Source organism: Aeromicrobium sp. (genome assembly GCF_050700635.1).
Taxonomy (GTDB): domain Bacteria; phylum Actinomycetota; class Actinomycetes; order Propionibacteriales; family Nocardioidaceae; genus Aeromicrobium.
Genome location: NZ_JBOHDT010000019.1, coordinates 1 through 17,013 on the forward strand (window position 1 = coordinate 1; position 17,013 = coordinate 17,013).

Genomic DNA, 17,013 nt, shown 5'->3' on the forward strand with positions numbered 1-17,013 from the left:
GTCTCGCGGTACTCCTCGAGCCCGACGTGGCCGAGCTCGCGGCCGATGCCCGACTGCTTGTAGCCGCCCCACTCGGCCTGGGCGACGTACGGGTGGTAGTCGTTGATCCACACCGTGCCCATGCGGAGCCGGGCCGCGATGCGCTGGCCCTTTCCGGCGTCGCTCGTCCAGACCGCGCCGGCCAAGCCGTAGATGCTGTCGTTGGCGACGCGGACGGCATCGTCCTCGTCGGCGAACGTCTCGACCGTGAGCACCGGCCCGAACGACTCGTCCTGGACGACGCTCATGTCGCTGGTGCACCGGTCGAGGACGGTGGGCAGGTAGTAGAAGCCGTCGGCCAGATCGGGGTCGTCCGGACGCTTGCCGCCGCAGCGCAGCTCGGCACCCTCGGCCAGGCCGGCCGCGACGTACGCCTCGACCTTGTCGCGATGGGCCGCGCTCGTCAGGGGACCGGTCTCGGCCTTGGCGTCGAAGGGTCCGCCCAGCCGGATGCGTTGCGCCCGCTCGACGAGGTCGTCGACGAACCGGTCGTGCAGCGACTCCTCGACCACGAGCCGCGCGCCGGCCGAGCAGACCTGGCCGGAGTGCAGGAAGACCGCGGTGAGTGCGAAGTCGAGGGCGGTGTCGTAGTCGGCGTCGGCGCAGACGATGTTGGGGTTCTTGCCGCCCAGCTCGAGGGCGATCCGCTTCACGGTGCCCGAGGCCGTCGCCATGATGCGCTTGCCGGTGGCGAGCCCGCCGGTAAACGACACAAGGTCGACGCGGGGATCCTCGCTCAGCGGTGCGCCGGCATTTGCGCCGTCGCCGAGCACCAGGTTGGCCACCCCGGCTGGAAGGCCCGCCTCGTCGAGCAGCTTCATCAGGTGGATTGCGGTGTGCGGGGTGAGCTCGCTGGGCTTGAGGACGAACGTGTTGCCGGCGGCGAGGCAGGGCGCGATCTTCCAGGAGACCTGCAGCAGCGGATAGTTCCAGGGGGTGATCAGGCCGCAGACACCGACCGGCTCGTGCACGATGCGGCTGACGACGCTCGGGTTGCCGGTGTCGACCATCCGGCCGGCCTCGGCGTCGGCGATGTGCCCGAAGTGCCGGACGACCGACACGACGTCTGCCACGTCGTACTCGCTCTCGACCAACCGCTTGCCGGTGTCGAGTGACTCGGCCTTGGCGATGACGGCGGTGTCGCGCTCGAGAAGGTCGGCCAGCCGGAGCAGCAGGTTCCCGCGCTCACGGGCCGATGTGCCGGGCCACAGTCCGTTGTCGAAGGCGTCCCGGGCCGCGGCGATCGCGGCGTCGGTGTCCTCTGGACCTGACTCGTCGACCTCGGCAACCAGTGAACCGTCGGCCGGGCAGCGGATCTCACGGCGTCCGCCCGCGTGGGCGCTCACCCATGTGCCCCCGACCCAGTTGTCCGCCACCCGCCTCGCTTCCGTCGGGTTGCGCATTGTGCAACAGGGTGCTCCTAGCGCAACTGCTTGAAAGCATCGCCCCATAACGTGCGGGACGTCAAGGAGTTTTTCTCGGGTCTTGCTCCCAACCGCGGACGGACTAGGGGTCAGGGACCATCCGGAAAGCGGTCGGCGTGCTCGACGGCGCGCCGGATCCGCGGACCGAGCATCGCGTCGGGCGGCTCCTTGCGCAGCTCCTTGATCAGGGACACGCACATGCCGATCAGGATCAGCATGAACGGCCCGGCGACCAGGATCACCAGTCTCTGCAAGGCTGCCAATCCTCCGGCCCAGAGCAGCACGGCGGCGACCGCGCCGGTGGCGACCCCCCAGAAGATGACCAGGTAGCGCCGCGGCTCCTCCGCACCGTTCTGGCTGAGCATCCCCATCACGATCGACGCGGCGTCGGCCCCGGTCACGAAGAAGATCGCGATCAGAAAGATCGCCAGAGCGACCGTGATCGCCCCGAGCGGGTACTCCCGCAGCACGGCGAACAACGACGGATCGGCAGCCACCGCTCCGTCCACCATGGGCGGCTTCCAGCCCTGGTTGAGCTGCAGGTCGATCGCAGCTCCGCCGAGAATGGCGAACCACACGAACGAGACCAGGCTCGGGACGAGGATCACGTAGACCACGAACTCTCGGATGGTGCGGCCCTTGGAGATGCGGGCGATGAACATGCCGACGAAGGGTGTCCAGGAGATCCACCAGGCCCAGTAGAAGATCGTCCAGCCGCTGAGCCAGGAGCTCGCATCGGTGTCGTACACGCCGGTGCTGAAGGCCATCGACGGCAGGTGAGTCAGGTAGTCGCCCATGGTCTGGGTGAAGGTGCTGAGGATGAACACCGTCGGACCGACGACGAACAGGAAGAAGGCCAGCAGGGCGGCAGCGATCGCGTTGGCGTTGGACAGGTACTTGATCCCGCGCTCGACCCCCGACACGGCAGAGAGCACGAAGCACGCGGTCAGCACGGCGATCACGGCGACGGCCAGGGCCTTGCTGCCTCCGCCTTCACCGAACACGTCGTCGATGCCTCCGGTGATCTGCAGCGCACCGAGACCGAGCGACGTGGCCGAGCCGAACAGGGTCGCGAAGATCGCGATGACGTCGATGGTCTTGCCCGGCCCCTCGGACGCACGCCGGCCCAGGAGCGGCCGGAACGTCGCCGAAATCGTATTGCCGTAGCCCTTGCGGTAGGCGAAGTAGCCGATCGCGAGCCCGATGACCGCATACATGGCCCACGGGTGGAAACCCCAGTGGAAGAAGGCGAACTGCATCGCGTCGGCCGCGGCGTCGGCCGAGCCGGGCTTGCTCTCGCCGAGCGGTGGCGCGTTCAAATGGGTGAGCGGTTCGGCGACACCCCAGAACATGAGGCCGATGCCCATGCCGGTCGCGAACATCATCGACACCCACGAGACCGTGGAGAACTCCGGCTCGCTGTCGTCTGACCCGAGTCTGACGTTGCCGAACCGGCTGGCGGCCAAGTAGGCCGAGAAGACCACGAACCCAGCGCTGGTGAGCACGAAGAGCCAACCGAGGTTGCCGGTGACCCAGCCGAGCACTGCTGTGGTGTTCTCGTCCATCCACTCCGGCCAGATCGCGCCGACCAGGACGAATGCGACGGCCAAAACCGCAGCGACACCGAACACGGTGGTGTCGATCGCCCGTCGGGACTCGCCCGTGGTGGTCTTTGCACCAGCGGGTTCATGGATATCGGTCATCTCCACCCCTTCGTTACGTTGCACATGGCGCAACGAGATGCGTTCTACACAACACGAGCATCTGTGACCTGGCTAGCCGCGTCAAGCCGGCGGCCCAGTGGCGAGGCTACCGATGCCCCCAACCGAGTCGGTGCGAGATCTCCGTGGCGGCATCCTCCAGGCGCGGAATGACCTCCTCGGTCTTGGCCTCGTCAAGGCGGAACGTCGGCCCGCTGACGCTCAGGGAGGCGATGACGTCGCCGTGTGCGTTGCGGATCGGTGCTGCTATGGCGGTGAGGCCCTCCTCGAGCTCGTCGACGGCGACGGCATACCCCTGCTCCCGGACGTTCTCGAGCTCGCGGCGCAGCTCGGATCGCTTGGTGACGGTGAGCTTGGTGAACGCCGGCAGGTCGTGGAGCACCTCGTCGAGCTGGTCATCCGGCACGCCTGACAGCAGCACCTTGCCGTTGCTGGTCGCGTGCAGGGGGATGTGCTGTCCGACCCAGTTGTGGGTCTGGATCGCGGACGAGCCGGCAATCTGGTCGAGGTAGAGGGCGGACGACTCCGAAAGCACGGCGATGTTGACCGTCTCGCCGGTGTCGGCGGCCAGCCCCTTGGCGATCGGCCGGGCCTCCTGCACGACATCGAGCCGGGCCGTGGTGGCGCCGGCCAGCCGGAGGAGCCCGATGCCCAGGCGGTACTTACCGCGGTCGGCGGTCTGCTCGACGAGCCCGTGGGTCTCGAGCGTGCTGATCAGACGGAAGGCGGTGCTCTTGTGCACCCCGAACTCGGCCGCCACCTCGGTGACCCCGACCTCGCCGCGTCGTGCCAGCACCTCGAGGATGGTGATGGCACGATCCACCGACTGGACACCCCCGCCGTTGGACGCAGTCGCGTTGCTCATCACGCAACACTAGCGGAATCTTGTTGCGCATCGCAGAATGCGTTTCAGAAGACGCAACGAATTGAGGAAGACCCATGGTCGAACCGTCCGGTGACTTCGTGCTCGTCCTCTCGTGCCCGGACCGGCCCGGCATCGTGCACGAGGTCTCCGGGTTCCTCGCGAAGCGGGAGGGCAACATCCTGGAGAGCCAGCAGTTCGGCGACCCGGTGACCGGCCGCTTCTTCATGCGCATCGACTTCGAGATCCCCGGTCCGGCTTACGCGGATGAGCTGCGGGTCGAGTTCGCGCCAGTGGCCGCGAAGTTCGGCATGGACTACGAGATGTGGACGGCGGCTGCTCCGTACCGGACGCTGATCATGGTCTCCAAGCACCTGCACTGTCTCAACGACCTCCTGTTCCGATACTCGACCGGGACCTTGCAGATCGAGATCCCGGCCGTGGTGTCCAACCATCCGGATGCCCAGAAGCTCTGCGACGTCTACGGCATCGAGTTCCACCACATCCCGGTGACGCCCGACAACAAGGCCGACGCGGAGGCGAGGCTGTTGTCGCTGGTCGAGGAGCACGGCGTCCATGTGGTGGTGCTGGCCCGCTACATGCAGGTGCTGTCGGACGAGCTGTGCCGCGCGATGGCCGGGCGGATCATCAACATCCATCACTCGTTCCTGCCGAGCTTCAAGGGCGCCAAGCCGTACCACCAGGCCTACGAGCGCGGCGTCAAGCTGGTGGGCGCGACCGCGCACTACGTGACTGCTGACCTCGACGAGGGCCCGATCATCGAGCAGGACATCGTCCGCGTCGACCACTCCTACAACCAGGAGCACCTCGTCGCCGCCGGCCGCGACGTCGAGGCCCAGGTGCTCTCGCGCGCCGTCCGGTGGCACTCGGAGTCCCGCGTGCTGCTCAACGGCGACCGCACGGTGGTGTTCCGCTGACGAGTCACTCCGTACCCGTCGAGGAGTCACTTGGTACCCGAAGGGTCGGGCACGCACTGACTCGTCAGGGGGTACGGAGTGACTCGTCAGCGGCTAGTCGCCGAGCTCCTTGCGGCGGCGGATGACGTACTCCTCGAGCTCCTGGCGGATGGCGTCGTCGAGGGGTGGGGGCTCGTAGGCCTCGAGGGTGTCCTGGTAGATCTTCTCGGCGCGGTGGGCGGTGTCGATGCCGCCGCCGCGCATCCACCGCTCGTAGTTCTCCGAGGAGGAGAGCAGCGGACGGTAGAAGCAGGTCCGGAAGCGCTCCATCGTGTGCATGGCGCCGAGGAAGTGACCGCCGTGGCCGACCTCCTCGTGTGCGCCGAACGCCATCGACTCCTCGTCGATCTCCAGGGGCGTGAACTCGGCCTGCATCATCTGCAGGATCTCGATGTCGACGATGAACTTCTCGTACCCGGCCACCAGGCCGCCCTCGAGCCAGCCGGCCGAGTGCATCACCCAGTTGGCTCCGGCGAGGAACGTCGGCAGCATCGTCATGAGCGCCTCGTAGCCCGCCTGGGCGTCCGGGACCTGCGACGACGTGAGGCCGCCGCCGGTGCGGAACGGGAGCCCGAAGTGGCGGGCGATCTGGCCGGTGCAGAGCAGGCCGATGCCCGACTCGGGCGTGCCGAAGGTGGGTGAACCGGACTGCATGTCGATGTTCGACAGGAATGACCCGAAGATCACCGGCGTGCCCGGCCGGATGAGCTGGGACAGCGCGATGCCCGAGAGTGCTTCGGTGATCTGCTGCACCAGCGCGGCCGGGATTGTGACCGGCGACATCGCGCCCATGAGGATGAACGGGGTGAGCACGACCGGCTGACCGGCGCCGGAGTACTCGAACTGCGCCTCGAGCATGCGGTCGTCCCAGCGCAGCGGCGAGTTGCAGTTGATCAGCGAGATGGAGGCCGGCGTCTCCTCGATCTTGTCGCGGCCGCCGAACAGGATCGAGCCCATCTCGATGGTGTCGGCAGCGTTGACGCCCGACACGACGTTGCCCATGTAGATCTTGTCGGTCAGCGTCTGCAGCGCGTAGGTCATGTCGAGGTGGCGGCTGTCTAGAGGGGTGTCGTTCGGCTCGCAGATGACACCGCCGGCGGAGTCGAGCACCGAGAAGCTCTGGGCGAGCTTGGTGAAGTTGCGGAAGTCGTCCATCGTGGCGTCGCGGCGCACGTCGCCCTGACGCACGAACGGCGGGCCGTACACCGCGCCGAAAGCCATCGAGTCGCCGCCGATGTGGACGTTGTTCTCCGGGTTGCGCGCCTGGACGTCGAACTCCTTCGGTGCCTTCGCGACCTGCTCGAGCACGAAGTCGGGGTCGAGGAAGACCGTGTTGTCCTCCACCCGTTGGCCGGCCTTGCGGAAGAGCTCGAGGGCGCGGTCGTCGAGGAACTCCACGCCGATCTCGGTCATCAGCCTCCGCCAACCCGTGTCGAGGGTGGCCATGGCGTCCTGCGAGAGCACTTCGTACCGGGGCATCCGGTTGGTGAACATCGGTCCTCCTGCTTGACCTGTGGGCAATCTAGCCTCACGATATGGGAATACAGTTCCACATCATGGAACCCAACACAATGAACTGAGTACAACGGCTCAAGAAGGAATCATCGTGACCACGTCGAACGGAACCGGGACCCAGGCGATCGACCGCGCCATGTCCTTGGTGGCGGCGGTGATCAAGGCCGACGAGCCGCTGACCTATCCCGAGCTGCAGGACGAGTGCGGCCTGGCGAAGTCGACCACGTCACGGCTGCTAGCGGCGCTGGAGCGCACCGAGCTGCTGGAGCGCAACGGCGGCGGCGGTTATGTCGCCGGCCCGCTGTTCTGGCTCTACGCCACGCGCCACGACCCGTGGGAGGAGCTGGTGCGCATCGCCCGGCCCACGATGGAGCAGATCGGCGACGACACCCGCGAGACCGTCAACCTGTCGGTGAACCGCGGCGACCGCGTCGCGCAGGTGGCACAGGTCGACTCCTCGTACATGCTCGGTACGAAGGACTGGACCGAGACCGACGTGCCGGCGCACGCCTCCGCCCTCGGCAAGGTGCTGCTGGCGTACGGCGCCCTCGAGGCCGGCGACGGCCCGTTCGAGCGGATCACGCCGAACACCATCGCCGACCCGGGCGCGCTCCGACGCGAGCTCGACGCCGTGGTGCGCCACGGCTGGGCCAGCACGGTTGACGAGCTCGAGATCGGCCTGACCGGCGTGGCCGTCCCGGTGCGCGGCGTGCACGGCGACGTGATCGCCGCACTGGGTGTCTCGGGTCCGAGTCCTCGGCTCGAGCACCGGATCGACGAAGTCGGTCAGAAGCTCGACGAACGGGCGAAGCAGCTGTCCGGCTTGCTCCGCCGTGGAACACACAAGAGAGGTGCGGCATGACGCCTGAGGAGATCCTGCAGGGGCTGTACGACGAGACCTTGGTCGGCAACGCGCCGCGCGTGCTGGAGCTGACCGACGAGGGACTCCGGCTGCAGATGGAGCCACAGACCCTGCTCTTCGACGCCCTGATCCCGTCGTTGGAGGAAGTGGGCGCCCGCTTCGAGCGGGGCGACTTCTTCGTCCCCGAGATGCTGATCGCCGGCCGGGCCATGGCCGGCGCGATGGAGGTGCTCCGGCCGCTGCTGGCCGAGACGGGAGTGCAGACCATCGGCAAGTTCCTGATGGGCACGGTCAAGGGCGATGTGCACGACATCGGCAAGAACCTCGTCAACATCATGCTCGAGGGTGCTGGCTTCGAGGTGATCGACCTCGGCGTGCAGGTGGCGCCGGAGAAGTTCGTCTCCGCGATCGAGGAGCACGCGCCGGACATCGTCGGGTTCTCGGCGTTCCTCACCACGACCATGCCGATGTTCAAGGCCAACCTGAACGCGTTGGAGAAGGCCGGCATGCGCCACGACGTCATCGTCATGGTCGGCGGCGCCCCGGTCACACAGGAGTACGCCGACGCGGTCGGAGCCGACGGCTACGCGGCCGACGCGTCAGCCACGGTCAAGAAGGCCAAGGCCCTCCTGCACGAGAAGCGTTCGAAGGTGCTCGCCTGATGGCCGCGGACTTCCTCGAGACCGTCCTGCGCGGCACCGGCGCGGAGGTCGTCATCGGGCACGACCGGCCGTTCTGCCTGATCGGCGAGCGGATCAACCCGACCGGCCGGCGGATCTTCCAGGAACAGCTGCGCGCCGGCGACCTCTCGGCGATCGAGCGTGACGTGAAAGCACAGGTCGAGGGCGGCGCCGACGTGCTCGACGTCAACATGGGTGTACCGCTCACCGACGAGGCCGATCTGCTGTCCAGGGCGATCACGATGGTCCAGGAACTCACCGACAAGCCGATCTGCATCGACTCCTCCGTGGTCGAGGCGCTCGAGGCCGGCCTTTCGGCGTACCAGGGACGCGCGCTCGTCAACTCGATCACCGCCGAGGACGAGCGGATGGAGTTGATCCTCCCTCTGGTCAAGAAGTACGACGCCGCGGTGATCGCCCTTCCCAACGACCACGACGAGATCCCGATGGAGTCTGAGAAGCGGCTCATCCTCACCCGCAAGATCTTCGAGGTCGCCACCAAGGAGTACGGCATCGCGGCCGCCGACATCCTCATCGACCCGTTGGCGATGCCGATCGGCGCCGACCAGAGCGTGGCCAACACCTTCTTCGAGACCGTGCGGGCCATCAAGGACGAGTTCGGGGCCAACATGACGTGCGGTGCGTCCAACACGTCCTTCGGGATGCCGGGTCGCCACCAGATCGGCGCGGCGTTCCTGCCGATGGCCATGGGCGCCGGTCTGACCAGCGCGATCATGGACACCCGCGCTCCCGGCATCGTCGAGGCGGTCAAGGCGGCCGACCTGCTGCTCGGCCACGACGAGTGGGGCGGCAGCTGGATCGCCGCCCACCGGGCCCGGCAGGCACGCGAGGCGTCCGAAGCCAGCGCATGACGAACCGGCCGGACTGGGAGATCGCGGAGGGGCTCGCCACCGACCTCACGCGGGAGGGTCTCCGCGAGTCCCATCCGGCCGATCAGTCCGTCCACGACGGCACGGGGCGGGTGCAGCTCGCGTTCACTGTCGAGCAGACGGGCGACGCCCCCACGACGCAGCGCGGTGTCCGGGTGCCACCGGGTGTCTCCGTCTTCGACGCGGGGTCGTGGAACGGCATCGCGATCGACTCCACCTGTGGCGGACATGGCACCTGCCACAAGTGCAAGGTCCGGATCGACGGCGATGCACTGCCGATCACCCGTCATGACGTGAAGACGTTCAGCACCGAGCAGATCGGCGATGGATGGCGGCTGGCCTGTCTGGTCAAGGCGACGCGTGACCTGAAGATCGAGGTCCCGCCGCTGACGACACGACCCAAGGCTGCCACGGTCGGCGTGGGTCGACAGGTGATCCTGCGGCCCGCGCTGCAGAAGCGGTACGTCGAGTTGGACGAGCCGACGCTGGCCGACCAGCGCACCGACATGGAGAGGCTCATCGACGCGATCGACGACCTCGAGTTCACCGCCGACCTCTACGCGCTGCGCCGGTTGCCGACCGTGATGAGGCCCGACTTCAAGGTCACAGCCGTGGTGGTGGATGAGGTCCTCATCGACGTCGAGGCCGGCGACACCACCGACAAGCGCTATGCGATCGCCTTCGACCTCGGCACCACGACCGTCGTGGCCACGCTGCTCGACGTCGGCACCGGCACACCGGTCGCGGTCGCCTCGATGCTGAACAAGCAGCAACCGTTCGGCGGCGACGTGATCACCCGCATCAGCGCCACGATGATGGATCCGGACGCGCTCGGCCGGCTGCAAGCGGCGGCCGGCGAGACGCTGCAGCAGCTCGCCGTCCAGGTCTGTACCGAAGGAGGCGTCGACCCGCAGACCGTCTACGAGGTGGCGCTGGCCGGCAACGCGACGATGACCGCGCTGGTGCTGGGCATCGATCCCGAACCGCTCGGCGTCGCACCGTTCGTGATGTCGACCGCTCAGCCGCGCGAGGTCCTGGCGAGCGAGCTGGGCCTCGCCCTTCACCCCAGGGCCACGGCGGCGCTGTTCCCGGCGCTCGGGGCGTACGTCGGCGGCGACATCGTCGCCGGGATGCTCGCCACCGGGATGGACCGCGACCAGCGCACACGGCTGTTCATCGACGTCGGCACCAACTGCGAGATCGTGCTCAGCGACGGCGACACGATCCTCGCCACCGCGGCACCGGCCGGCCCGGCCTTCGAGGGCGGTGCGATCCGCTGCGGCATGCGGGCCGCCGACGGGGCGATCGAGGTCATCAAGCTCGACCCGGAGGGCGAGCAGCCGGTCGAGCTGGGCGTCATCGGTGACGTCCAGCCGATGGGTCTGTGCGGATCGGGGCTGGTCGACGCGGTCGCCGAGCTGGTCAAGGTCGGGCTTCTCGACGCCTCCGGCCGTTTCGTGCCCGAAGCCGACGCCGCCGCGTCCATGCCTGTCCTGGCCGACCGGCTCACGAGCATCGGGGAGGAGCGCGTCTTCGTGCTGCACCGACCCACGCGCGACGCGGATCCCGCCGACTGCGTCTACCTCTCTCAGCGCGACGTCCGCGAGCTGCAGTTCGCGAAGGCAGCCATCTCCACCGGCTGGTCGCTGCTCCTCGCCGAGCTGGGCCTCGAGCACCGCGACGTGCAACAGGTGCTGCTCGCCGGATCGTTCGGCAGCTACCTCTCGCCGGCGTCGGCAGTGCGAATCGGCCTGGTCCCGCAGCTGCCGGTGATGCGGATCGTCGCCGCGGGCAACGTGGCCGGCGAGGGTGCGAAAATGTCACTGTTGTCCCTGCGCGAGCGCCAGGGTGCGGACGTCCTGCTGGAGGAGGTGCGCTATGTCGAGCTCTCCGATCGCCCCGACTTCAACGACGCGTTCGTCGAGCAGCTCGGGTTCTGACCGGATCGCGCTGATCGCCTGCGGCGCGATCGCGCAGCCGTCGGCGGAGATCAGCGAGCGACGGGGGTGGCCGGTGGACATCCATCCGTTGCCGCCGCTCCTGCACAACCAGCCACAGAAGATCGCCGGCGAGGTCCGCGACCTCGTTGTGACGTTGGGCGACACCTACGATCGCGTCGTCGTGGGCTACGCGGACTGCGGAACCTACGGTGCGCTCGACGACGTGTGCACCGACCTCGGCCTGGAGCGGCTCCCCGGGCTGCACTGCTACGACGTGTTCGCCGGACCGTCGCGCATCGAGACCTTCTTCGAGGAGCAGCCGGGCACCTACCTGCTTACCGACTTCCTGGTCCGGTCGTTCGCCCGCACCGTCGAGAAGGAGCTGGGGCTGGACCGATGGCCGGAGCTGCGCGACGACTACTTCGGCTCCTACACGCGCGTCGTCTGGCTGGCCCAGCAGCCGGATGCCGAGCTGCACGCACTCGCGCAGGACGCCGCCGACCGACTCGGCCTGCCACTGACCGTCGTGGACACCGGGTCGAGCGGACTCGAGCGCGCGCTGGAGGACCTCATTGCCTGAGGTGGTTTCGCTACGGCCCTCGTTCCTCGGGCCTACTCAACCACCGGAGCCTCGGTGGTCGAGTGCCCGCGAAAACGAGCGGGTGTATCGAGACCACGTCAGCGACGGAGGCGCTCGATCATCGAGGTCCGCCAGACTTCGGTCTCGGCGATCTGGTTGAAGGTGAAGACGTGCAGGCCCTCGACCAGTGCGCTCGGCGGCGCGAGGGCCGGGGCGCACTGCTCGAGGAAGCGCTCGCCGGTGAAGCCGCCCGGTGCGGCCAGGCCGGCGAACAGCCGCTTGTTCTTGGCCAGGAACTTCGTGGACTCGCCGACGCCGATCTTGGTCGCCATCCCGAGCAGCTTGGTGCGGTCGATGGGGCCGGGCAGCCCGACCAGGAGCGGCAGGGTGATGCCGCGCTTGCGCAGTCGACCCAGCCAGGTCGCGAACACCTGGGGGTCGAAGGTGAGGTTGCTGACGATGTGGGTGGCGTGGCGACGCTTGTCCCACATCGACTGGATGGTGAGGTCGTCGTCGATGCTCGGGTGCGACTCCGGGTAGCCGGTGATGCCGACATGGGTGAACGGCGCGCCGAGCTCGCGGAGATCCTCGAGCACGGCGAGGGCGTCGGGGTAGTCGCCGGTGGTCTCGGCGTCGCCACCGGGCACGAAGATGCTGGTGATGCCCGCGGCCTTGAGGCGGTCGCAGATCTCGGCGAGCTCCGCGCGGCCGCTCACCATCCGCGCGGCGAGGTGCGGCACCGTGACGTAGCCCGCCTTGCCCAGACGTTCGGCGAGCTCGAAGGTGGCGTCGAGGCCCTTGGACGGGGAGGCGGTGATGGTGATGGGGCGCCCGACTGGAACGTGGGCGAGCACCTTGTCCTCGGTGCTGGGCGTGGGCAGGACTTCGTACCGTGCGTGCTGGAGCAGGCCGACGAGGGACTGCCGGACCTCCGCTTTGTTGCGCATGATGCAACTCGTTTCGTGATGCGCACCGACAAGGTCGAGCCTAGCCCGGCCGGTGTGTCGTGGAGAAGAGGCAGGACGCAGAACTTTCGCTCGTCATTCCGGTCGCTCGGTCGAGCGGAAGTAGTCGCCGCGCCGCACGTCGGCCTCCTGGACCAGATCGGTCCACCCCCCGCGGGTGATGATCATGTCCCGGAACAGGATCGGACTGGTGTGCAGTTCCGGTGCGGGGTGTGAGGCGTCCAGCTCGGGGAGATTCTGCACCTGGAGATGCAGGTGCGGCTCATCGGTGTTTCCCGAGTTGCCGACCTGCGCCAGCACCTGACCGGCCCGAACCCGGTCACCGACGCCGACCCGCAGAGTGCCCCGCCTGACATGAGCCATCACCACATGGCGTCCGGCGCCGATGTCCACGATCACGTGGTTCCCCTCCGGGTGCTCGATGTTCACCGAGCCCACCGGCTCGTCCCGGAGGCCGTCCTCGGCCGCTGTCACGACACCGTCGGCGGGCGCGAGGAGTGGCTGGCCGAACGCGTAGTAGTCCGCGAGATCGGCGCCGTCGCCGCGGTGGGTGCTGCCGCCACGAACCTGGACGATGTCGAACGCGTCCTGCTGCCCGTATGCGATGTGGTGGTAGTTCACCAGCTCCGCGTGTCCGCCATGGGCGACGAACCAGGTGCCGGACAGCGGTGAGCTGATCGTCACCGGCGATGTGGGCGGCAGGAGAACGGTCGCGAGCTGAGCGGTCAGGAACACCGACCCGACCAGGACCAGCGCGTTGGTCGCGACGTGCACACGTCGGAGCGGGAACAGAGACAGCATCGCCATCGTGAGAGCTCCGAGGACCAGCAGCGAGAGGACGACGATGTACGCGGTGTCGTCCAGCTCGCCGCCGAGCAGCTCGAAAGTGCCGACCGGGACCGTCGCCACCACGAGCCCCCAGAGCACGACATGGTTCACCGCTTGGAGCAGGTGCCCTCGGAGCTGGCGGTCGAGGAGTCTGCGCGCGAAACGGGACTCCACCAGTCCCTGTCGTGCGCGCCGGATCCGCGATGCGCCGAGCGCGAGCGGCAGCACCAGAGCTGACAGGGCAAGCGCGATCCAGGTCATCCCGCTGGTGTACGCGAAGGTGAACGCGACCAGGCCGGTCAGCGCGAGCATCAGGTTCCGCTTTCCGGCCACCGACTTCCGTGGATCGGCTCGATCCTGCGGCTCGGAAGCGTCCCGCAGCGCGAGGGGCGCTGCAAGCAGCAGCGCAGCGAGGAGAAGTACGCCCAAGAAGGCGAGGTCAGAGCTTCCGGGGAGAGCGACCAGCCACAAGGTGAGTTGTGGTGTGAGAACCAGCCCGGTGGCGACCACGAGCATCGCGATCGCGATGACGAGGTTGCGGCGGCTTGCGACCAGGACGCGCGGGGTGGCGACGTCCGGAGCAGCCATGAACGAGAGCGCCAGCCCGATGACGCCATAGCCGGCAGGCGGTGGCACGACTGCCAGGAACATGAGTACGAACGTGATCGCGGCTGCCGCTAACACCAAAGCCGTGATCGCAACCCGGCGAGGTATGCGCGCCGAGCGGGGGTGTGATGGGCCCGGGGCATGTTCGGTTCTGATGGGCATACCTCGATGGTGGACCTGGTGATGTCCGGTGGTCGAGGGCGGAGTTCCAAATGATGCCCGGTTTCGTCAGCTGGGTCGCCGGCGCTCCATCCAGACGACGTCGCGCCAGGTGCCGGCCATCGGGCCGTAGGTCATCAGCCCGATGCGCTCGCGCACGCCGAGGCTGCGGAAGCCGAGCGACTCGTGCAGCGCCAGGCTCGTGACGTTCTCGGGGAAGATCCCTGAGCAGATCGTCCAGACGTCGCCCGCGTCCGTGGACGCCACCAGCTGCTCGAGGAGGGCGCGTCCTACGCCCCGCCCGCGAGCCCCCTCCGTGACATAGAGCGCGTCCTCGACGACGCCGCGGTAGACGTCGCGGTCCGATGTCGGGCTGACGGCGACCCAGCCCAGCACCTGTTCCACGTCGAGTGCGACGAAACGGTGGTCGGGCAGCTTGGCGGCATCGAACTCGTGCCAGGTCGGTGACGTGTGCTCGAACGTGGCGTGTCCCATCTCGATGCCCTCGCGAAAGATCTCGAGAACCGCGTCGCCGTGCTCGGCGGACATCGGGACGATACGCATCAGAAGCCGTGGAGCAGGCCACCGTCGACCGGGAGCATGACGCCGGTCATGAAGCCGGCCGCGGGGGAGAGCATGAAAGCGGCCGCTCGACCGAACTCCTCGGGCTCGCCGTAACGCCCAAGTGGTACCCGGGCGAGCTTCTTCTCCTTGGCGGCAGCCGGGTCGCCGGAGCTGGCGTCCAGCTCGCGCGCCCGATCGGTGTCGATCGGGCCAGGCATCAGGCCGTTGACGCGGACGCCGCGAGGCCCGAGCTCCGTGGCGAGCGTCTTGGCGGCCATCGCGAGCCCGGGGCGCAGTCCGTTGGAGATGCCCAAGTTCGGGATCGGCTCCTTGACCGACGTCGACAGGACGAACGCGATCGAGCCGCCGTCCGGAAGTGCGTCGGCGACGGTGGTGGCCAAACGCAGTGCGCCCATGAACACCGAGTCGAAGGCGGCGCGCCAGTCGTGGTCGGAGCTCGAGAGGATCGGGCCACCCGCCGGTCCACCGACGCTGATGAGGGCGCCGTCGAGGCGCCCGAAGCTGTCCTGAGCGGCGGCGACGAGGTGTGACGCGGTGCCGGGGTCGGCGTTGTCGGCGGCGACTCCGACGGCCGACGACCCGAGGGCGTCGACGGTGGCGTCGACCGACTCCTGCGAACGGGACGAGATCACGACGCGGGCGCCCTCGGCGACCAGCACCTCGGCGGTCGCGCGTCCGAGTCCGCGGGTTGCCCCGGTGACGATGTAGACGTGGTCAGCGAGCCCGAGATCCATGCCGTCAGCCTACGGCGACGCCCTCAGGCTCCGGGACGGCGAGGGTGCCGGCCAAGGCTTCCAGCGCGCCGGGCACGAGCCGGTACCAGGCCCACGTGCCGCGACGCTCGCGTTCGAGCAGGCCCGCCTCGACGAGAACCTTGAGGTGGTGGCTCACCGTGCCCTGCGAGAGCCCGAGTACGGCGGTGAGGTCGCAGACGCAGGCCTCGGCGGTGTCCGAGGACGAGACGAGGTGGATCAGCTGCACGCGAGCGGGATCGGCGAGCGCCTTGAACCCGGCGGCCACATGCGAGGCTTCCTCGCGTGCGAGCGGGGGCGCGCTCGTCGAGCAGCAGATCGGGGTGAGCAGCTCGAGCTCCATGGCTCCTCCTTGTATTGACACTGATCAATATATAGGGTCAGGCTTATATTGATCAACATCGATCCAAGGAGGCGACATGGACGACGACTGCTGCGGCGGAGCCTGCGAGTGCTGAGCTCCCCCACGCGGGCGGTGCTCACCGAGCTGGTGGGCACCGCCACCCTCGTCATGACCATCGTCGGCTCCGGCATCGCCGCGGTCGACCTGACCGACGACACCGGTCTGCAGCTGGTGTTCAACGCCATCGCCACCGTGGCCGCGCTGGGCGTCCTCGTGGCGGTGGCGCTCCCGATCAGCGGCGGATCATTCAATCCGGCGGTGACGCTCGTGGATGTGATCCGCCGGAACGTCTCCGGACGGCGTGGCGCTGCCTACGTGGTCGCCCAGGTGAGCGGCGGTGTGCTCGGCACCGCCATCGCCCACCTGATGTTCGAGCGCGACGCCGTGTCGTGGTCGTCCGCCGATCGCGGCGGCTGGGGACGACTCATCGGCGAGGTCGTGGCGACCGCCGGCCTCGTGGCGGCCATCGCCCTCGTCGATCGCGCCACCCTTCCGCTCGTCGTGCCAGCGTGGATCCTCGCCGCGTACCTGTTTACGTCGTCGACGTCGTTCGCCAACCCTGCCGTGACGGTCGGTCGGGCCTTCACCGACTCGTTCTCGGGCATAGCCGGCGTGGACGTTCCCTGGTTCGTCGCGGCTCAGCTCGTCGGTGCGATGCTTGGTCTGGGCCTCGCTCTGCTCATCACCGTCCGGGAGGACTCATGACTGACCGTCCCACCGTTCTCTTCGTCTGCGTGCACAACTCCGGCCGTTCGCAGATGGCCGCCGGCTTCCTGTCGGCGCTGTCCGAGGGCGCCGTCGACGTCCGCTCTGCCGGATCGATGCCCGGCAACGAGATCAACCCCGTCGCGGTCGAAGCCATGGCCGAGGTCGGCATCGACATCGCGTCGGGGCAGCCCAAGGTCCTCACCGACCAAGCCGTGCAGGACTCCGACGTCGTCATCACCATGGGCTGCGGCGACGCCTGCCCGTTCTACCCCGGCAAGCGCTACGAGGACTGGGAGCTCGACGACCCGGCCGGGCAGGAGCTGGAGAAGGTGCGGCCGATCCGCGACGAGATCAAGAAGCGGGTCGAGGAGCTGCTGGCGTCCATTCGGGAACCTGGATGACCAGCCGGCCCGTCGCTGTCGCGGACGTCGACCTCGAGGTCGTGGACGAGGGACGAGGCGAGTCGGTTCTCTTCATCCAGACCGCCCTGATGGCCGACGAGCTCCTGCCTCTGGCA

17 protein-coding genes are annotated in these 17,013 nt (G+C 68.2%); 8 read left to right on the forward strand and 9 right to left on the reverse strand.

The genetic code is table 11. The annotated features are described in order from the left end of the window. The 3 genes from ACRDPN_RS01305 to ACRDPN_RS01315 form a co-directional block, all read right to left on the reverse strand. Positions 1–1,385: aldehyde dehydrogenase family protein (locus tag ACRDPN_RS01305; RefSeq protein ID WP_431445520.1), on the reverse strand; the 1,385-nt coding region annotated here is incomplete at its 3' end. A 167-nt stretch (positions 1,386–1,552) separates the two neighbouring features. Next, positions 1,553–3,166, reverse strand: a complete 1,614-nt coding sequence (locus ACRDPN_RS01310) for a BCCT family transporter (RefSeq protein ID WP_431445521.1) — start codon at positions 3,164–3,166, stop codon at positions 1,553–1,555. A 106-nt stretch (positions 3,167–3,272) separates the two neighbouring features. Beyond that, on the reverse strand, positions 3,273–4,049 hold the full coding sequence (locus tag ACRDPN_RS01315) for an IclR family transcriptional regulator (RefSeq protein ID WP_431445522.1): 777 nt from the start codon (positions 4,047–4,049) through the stop codon (positions 3,273–3,275). Positions 4,050–4,123: 74 nt separating this feature from the next. On the opposite strand from ACRDPN_RS01315, the gene purU reads away from it, so the two are divergent. Continuing rightward, a complete protein-coding gene (gene purU, locus ACRDPN_RS01320; protein ID WP_431445523.1) occupies positions 4,124–4,984 on the forward strand; it encodes a formyltetrahydrofolate deformylase in 861 nt (286 codons plus the stop codon). Between the two features lie 93 nt (positions 4,985–5,077). Here the strand turns inward: purU and ACRDPN_RS01325 are convergent, their stop codons facing one another. Then, positions 5,078–6,517: a trimethylamine methyltransferase family protein gene (locus tag ACRDPN_RS01325; RefSeq protein WP_431445524.1), complete on the reverse strand. Its 1,440-nt coding sequence runs from the start codon at positions 6,515–6,517 to the stop codon at positions 5,078–5,080. 112 nt (positions 6,518–6,629) lie between these two features. Here ACRDPN_RS01325 and ACRDPN_RS01330 point away from each other — a divergent pair, with 112 nt between their 5' ends. From ACRDPN_RS01330 to ACRDPN_RS01350, 5 genes are read left to right on the forward strand one after another with little or no spacing between them, the layout of a single operon-like run. Next, a complete protein-coding gene (locus ACRDPN_RS01330) occupies positions 6,630–7,400 on the forward strand; it encodes an IclR family transcriptional regulator (protein WP_431445525.1) in 771 nt (256 codons plus the stop codon). Continuing rightward, positions 7,397–8,062, forward strand: coding sequence for a corrinoid protein (locus ACRDPN_RS01335; protein ID WP_431445526.1), 666 nt, complete (start codon positions 7,397–7,399; stop codon positions 8,060–8,062). The genes ACRDPN_RS01330 and ACRDPN_RS01335 overlap by 4 nt, the downstream gene beginning before the upstream one ends. Beyond that, positions 8,062–8,952: a dihydropteroate synthase gene (locus tag ACRDPN_RS01340; RefSeq protein ID WP_431445527.1), complete on the forward strand. Its 891-nt coding sequence runs from the start codon at positions 8,062–8,064 to the stop codon at positions 8,950–8,952. The genes ACRDPN_RS01335 and ACRDPN_RS01340 overlap by 1 nt, the downstream gene beginning before the upstream one ends. Beyond that, complete coding sequence (locus ACRDPN_RS01345) at positions 8,949–10,910, forward strand: ASKHA domain-containing protein (RefSeq protein WP_431445528.1); 1,962 nt, start codon at positions 8,949–8,951, stop codon at positions 10,908–10,910. The genes ACRDPN_RS01340 and ACRDPN_RS01345 overlap by 4 nt, the downstream gene beginning before the upstream one ends. Next, on the forward strand, positions 10,849–11,490 hold the full coding sequence (locus ACRDPN_RS01350) for a DUF1638 domain-containing protein (protein ID WP_431445529.1): 642 nt from the start codon (positions 10,849–10,851) through the stop codon (positions 11,488–11,490). Before ACRDPN_RS01345 ends, ACRDPN_RS01350 begins: the two co-directional genes overlap by 62 nt. Before the next feature lie 98 nt (positions 11,491–11,588). Here ACRDPN_RS01350 and ACRDPN_RS01355 read toward each other — a convergent pair whose 3' ends face one another. The 5 genes from ACRDPN_RS01355 to ACRDPN_RS01375 all read right to left on the reverse strand — a co-directional run bounded on the left by ACRDPN_RS01355 (position 11,589) and on the right by ACRDPN_RS01375 (position 15,728). Further along, complete coding sequence (locus tag ACRDPN_RS01355; RefSeq protein WP_431445530.1) at positions 11,589–12,437, reverse strand: methylenetetrahydrofolate reductase; 849 nt, start codon at positions 12,435–12,437, stop codon at positions 11,589–11,591. Between the two features lie 93 nt (positions 12,438–12,530). Continuing rightward, positions 12,531–13,934: a M23 family metallopeptidase gene (locus tag ACRDPN_RS01360; RefSeq protein WP_431445531.1), complete on the reverse strand. Its 1,404-nt coding sequence runs from the start codon at positions 13,932–13,934 to the stop codon at positions 12,531–12,533. A 183-nt stretch (positions 13,935–14,117) separates the two neighbouring features. Continuing rightward, positions 14,118–14,612: an N-acetyltransferase family protein gene (locus ACRDPN_RS01365; RefSeq protein ID WP_431445532.1), complete on the reverse strand. Its 495-nt coding sequence runs from the start codon at positions 14,610–14,612 to the stop codon at positions 14,118–14,120. Beyond that, on the reverse strand, positions 14,612–15,367 hold the full coding sequence (locus tag ACRDPN_RS01370) for an SDR family oxidoreductase (RefSeq protein ID WP_431445533.1): 756 nt from the start codon (positions 15,365–15,367) through the stop codon (positions 14,612–14,614). Before ACRDPN_RS01370 ends, ACRDPN_RS01365 begins: the two co-directional genes overlap by 1 nt. A gap of 4 nt (positions 15,368–15,371) precedes the next feature. Next, on the reverse strand, positions 15,372–15,728 hold the full coding sequence (locus tag ACRDPN_RS01375) for a metalloregulator ArsR/SmtB family transcription factor (RefSeq protein WP_431445534.1): 357 nt from the start codon (positions 15,726–15,728) through the stop codon (positions 15,372–15,374). Positions 15,729–15,836: 108 nt separating this feature from the next. On the opposite strand from ACRDPN_RS01375, the gene ACRDPN_RS01380 reads away from it, so the two are divergent. Both ACRDPN_RS01380 and ACRDPN_RS01385 read left to right on the forward strand, forming a co-directional pair. Then, a complete protein-coding gene (locus tag ACRDPN_RS01380; RefSeq protein WP_431445535.1) occupies positions 15,837–16,493 on the forward strand; it encodes an aquaporin in 657 nt (218 codons plus the stop codon). Continuing rightward, positions 16,490–16,897, forward strand: coding sequence for an arsenate reductase ArsC (locus ACRDPN_RS01385; RefSeq protein WP_431445536.1), 408 nt, complete (start codon positions 16,490–16,492; stop codon positions 16,895–16,897). The genes ACRDPN_RS01380 and ACRDPN_RS01385 overlap by 4 nt, the downstream gene beginning before the upstream one ends. The last annotated feature ends 116 nt before the right edge of the window (positions 16,898–17,013 follow it).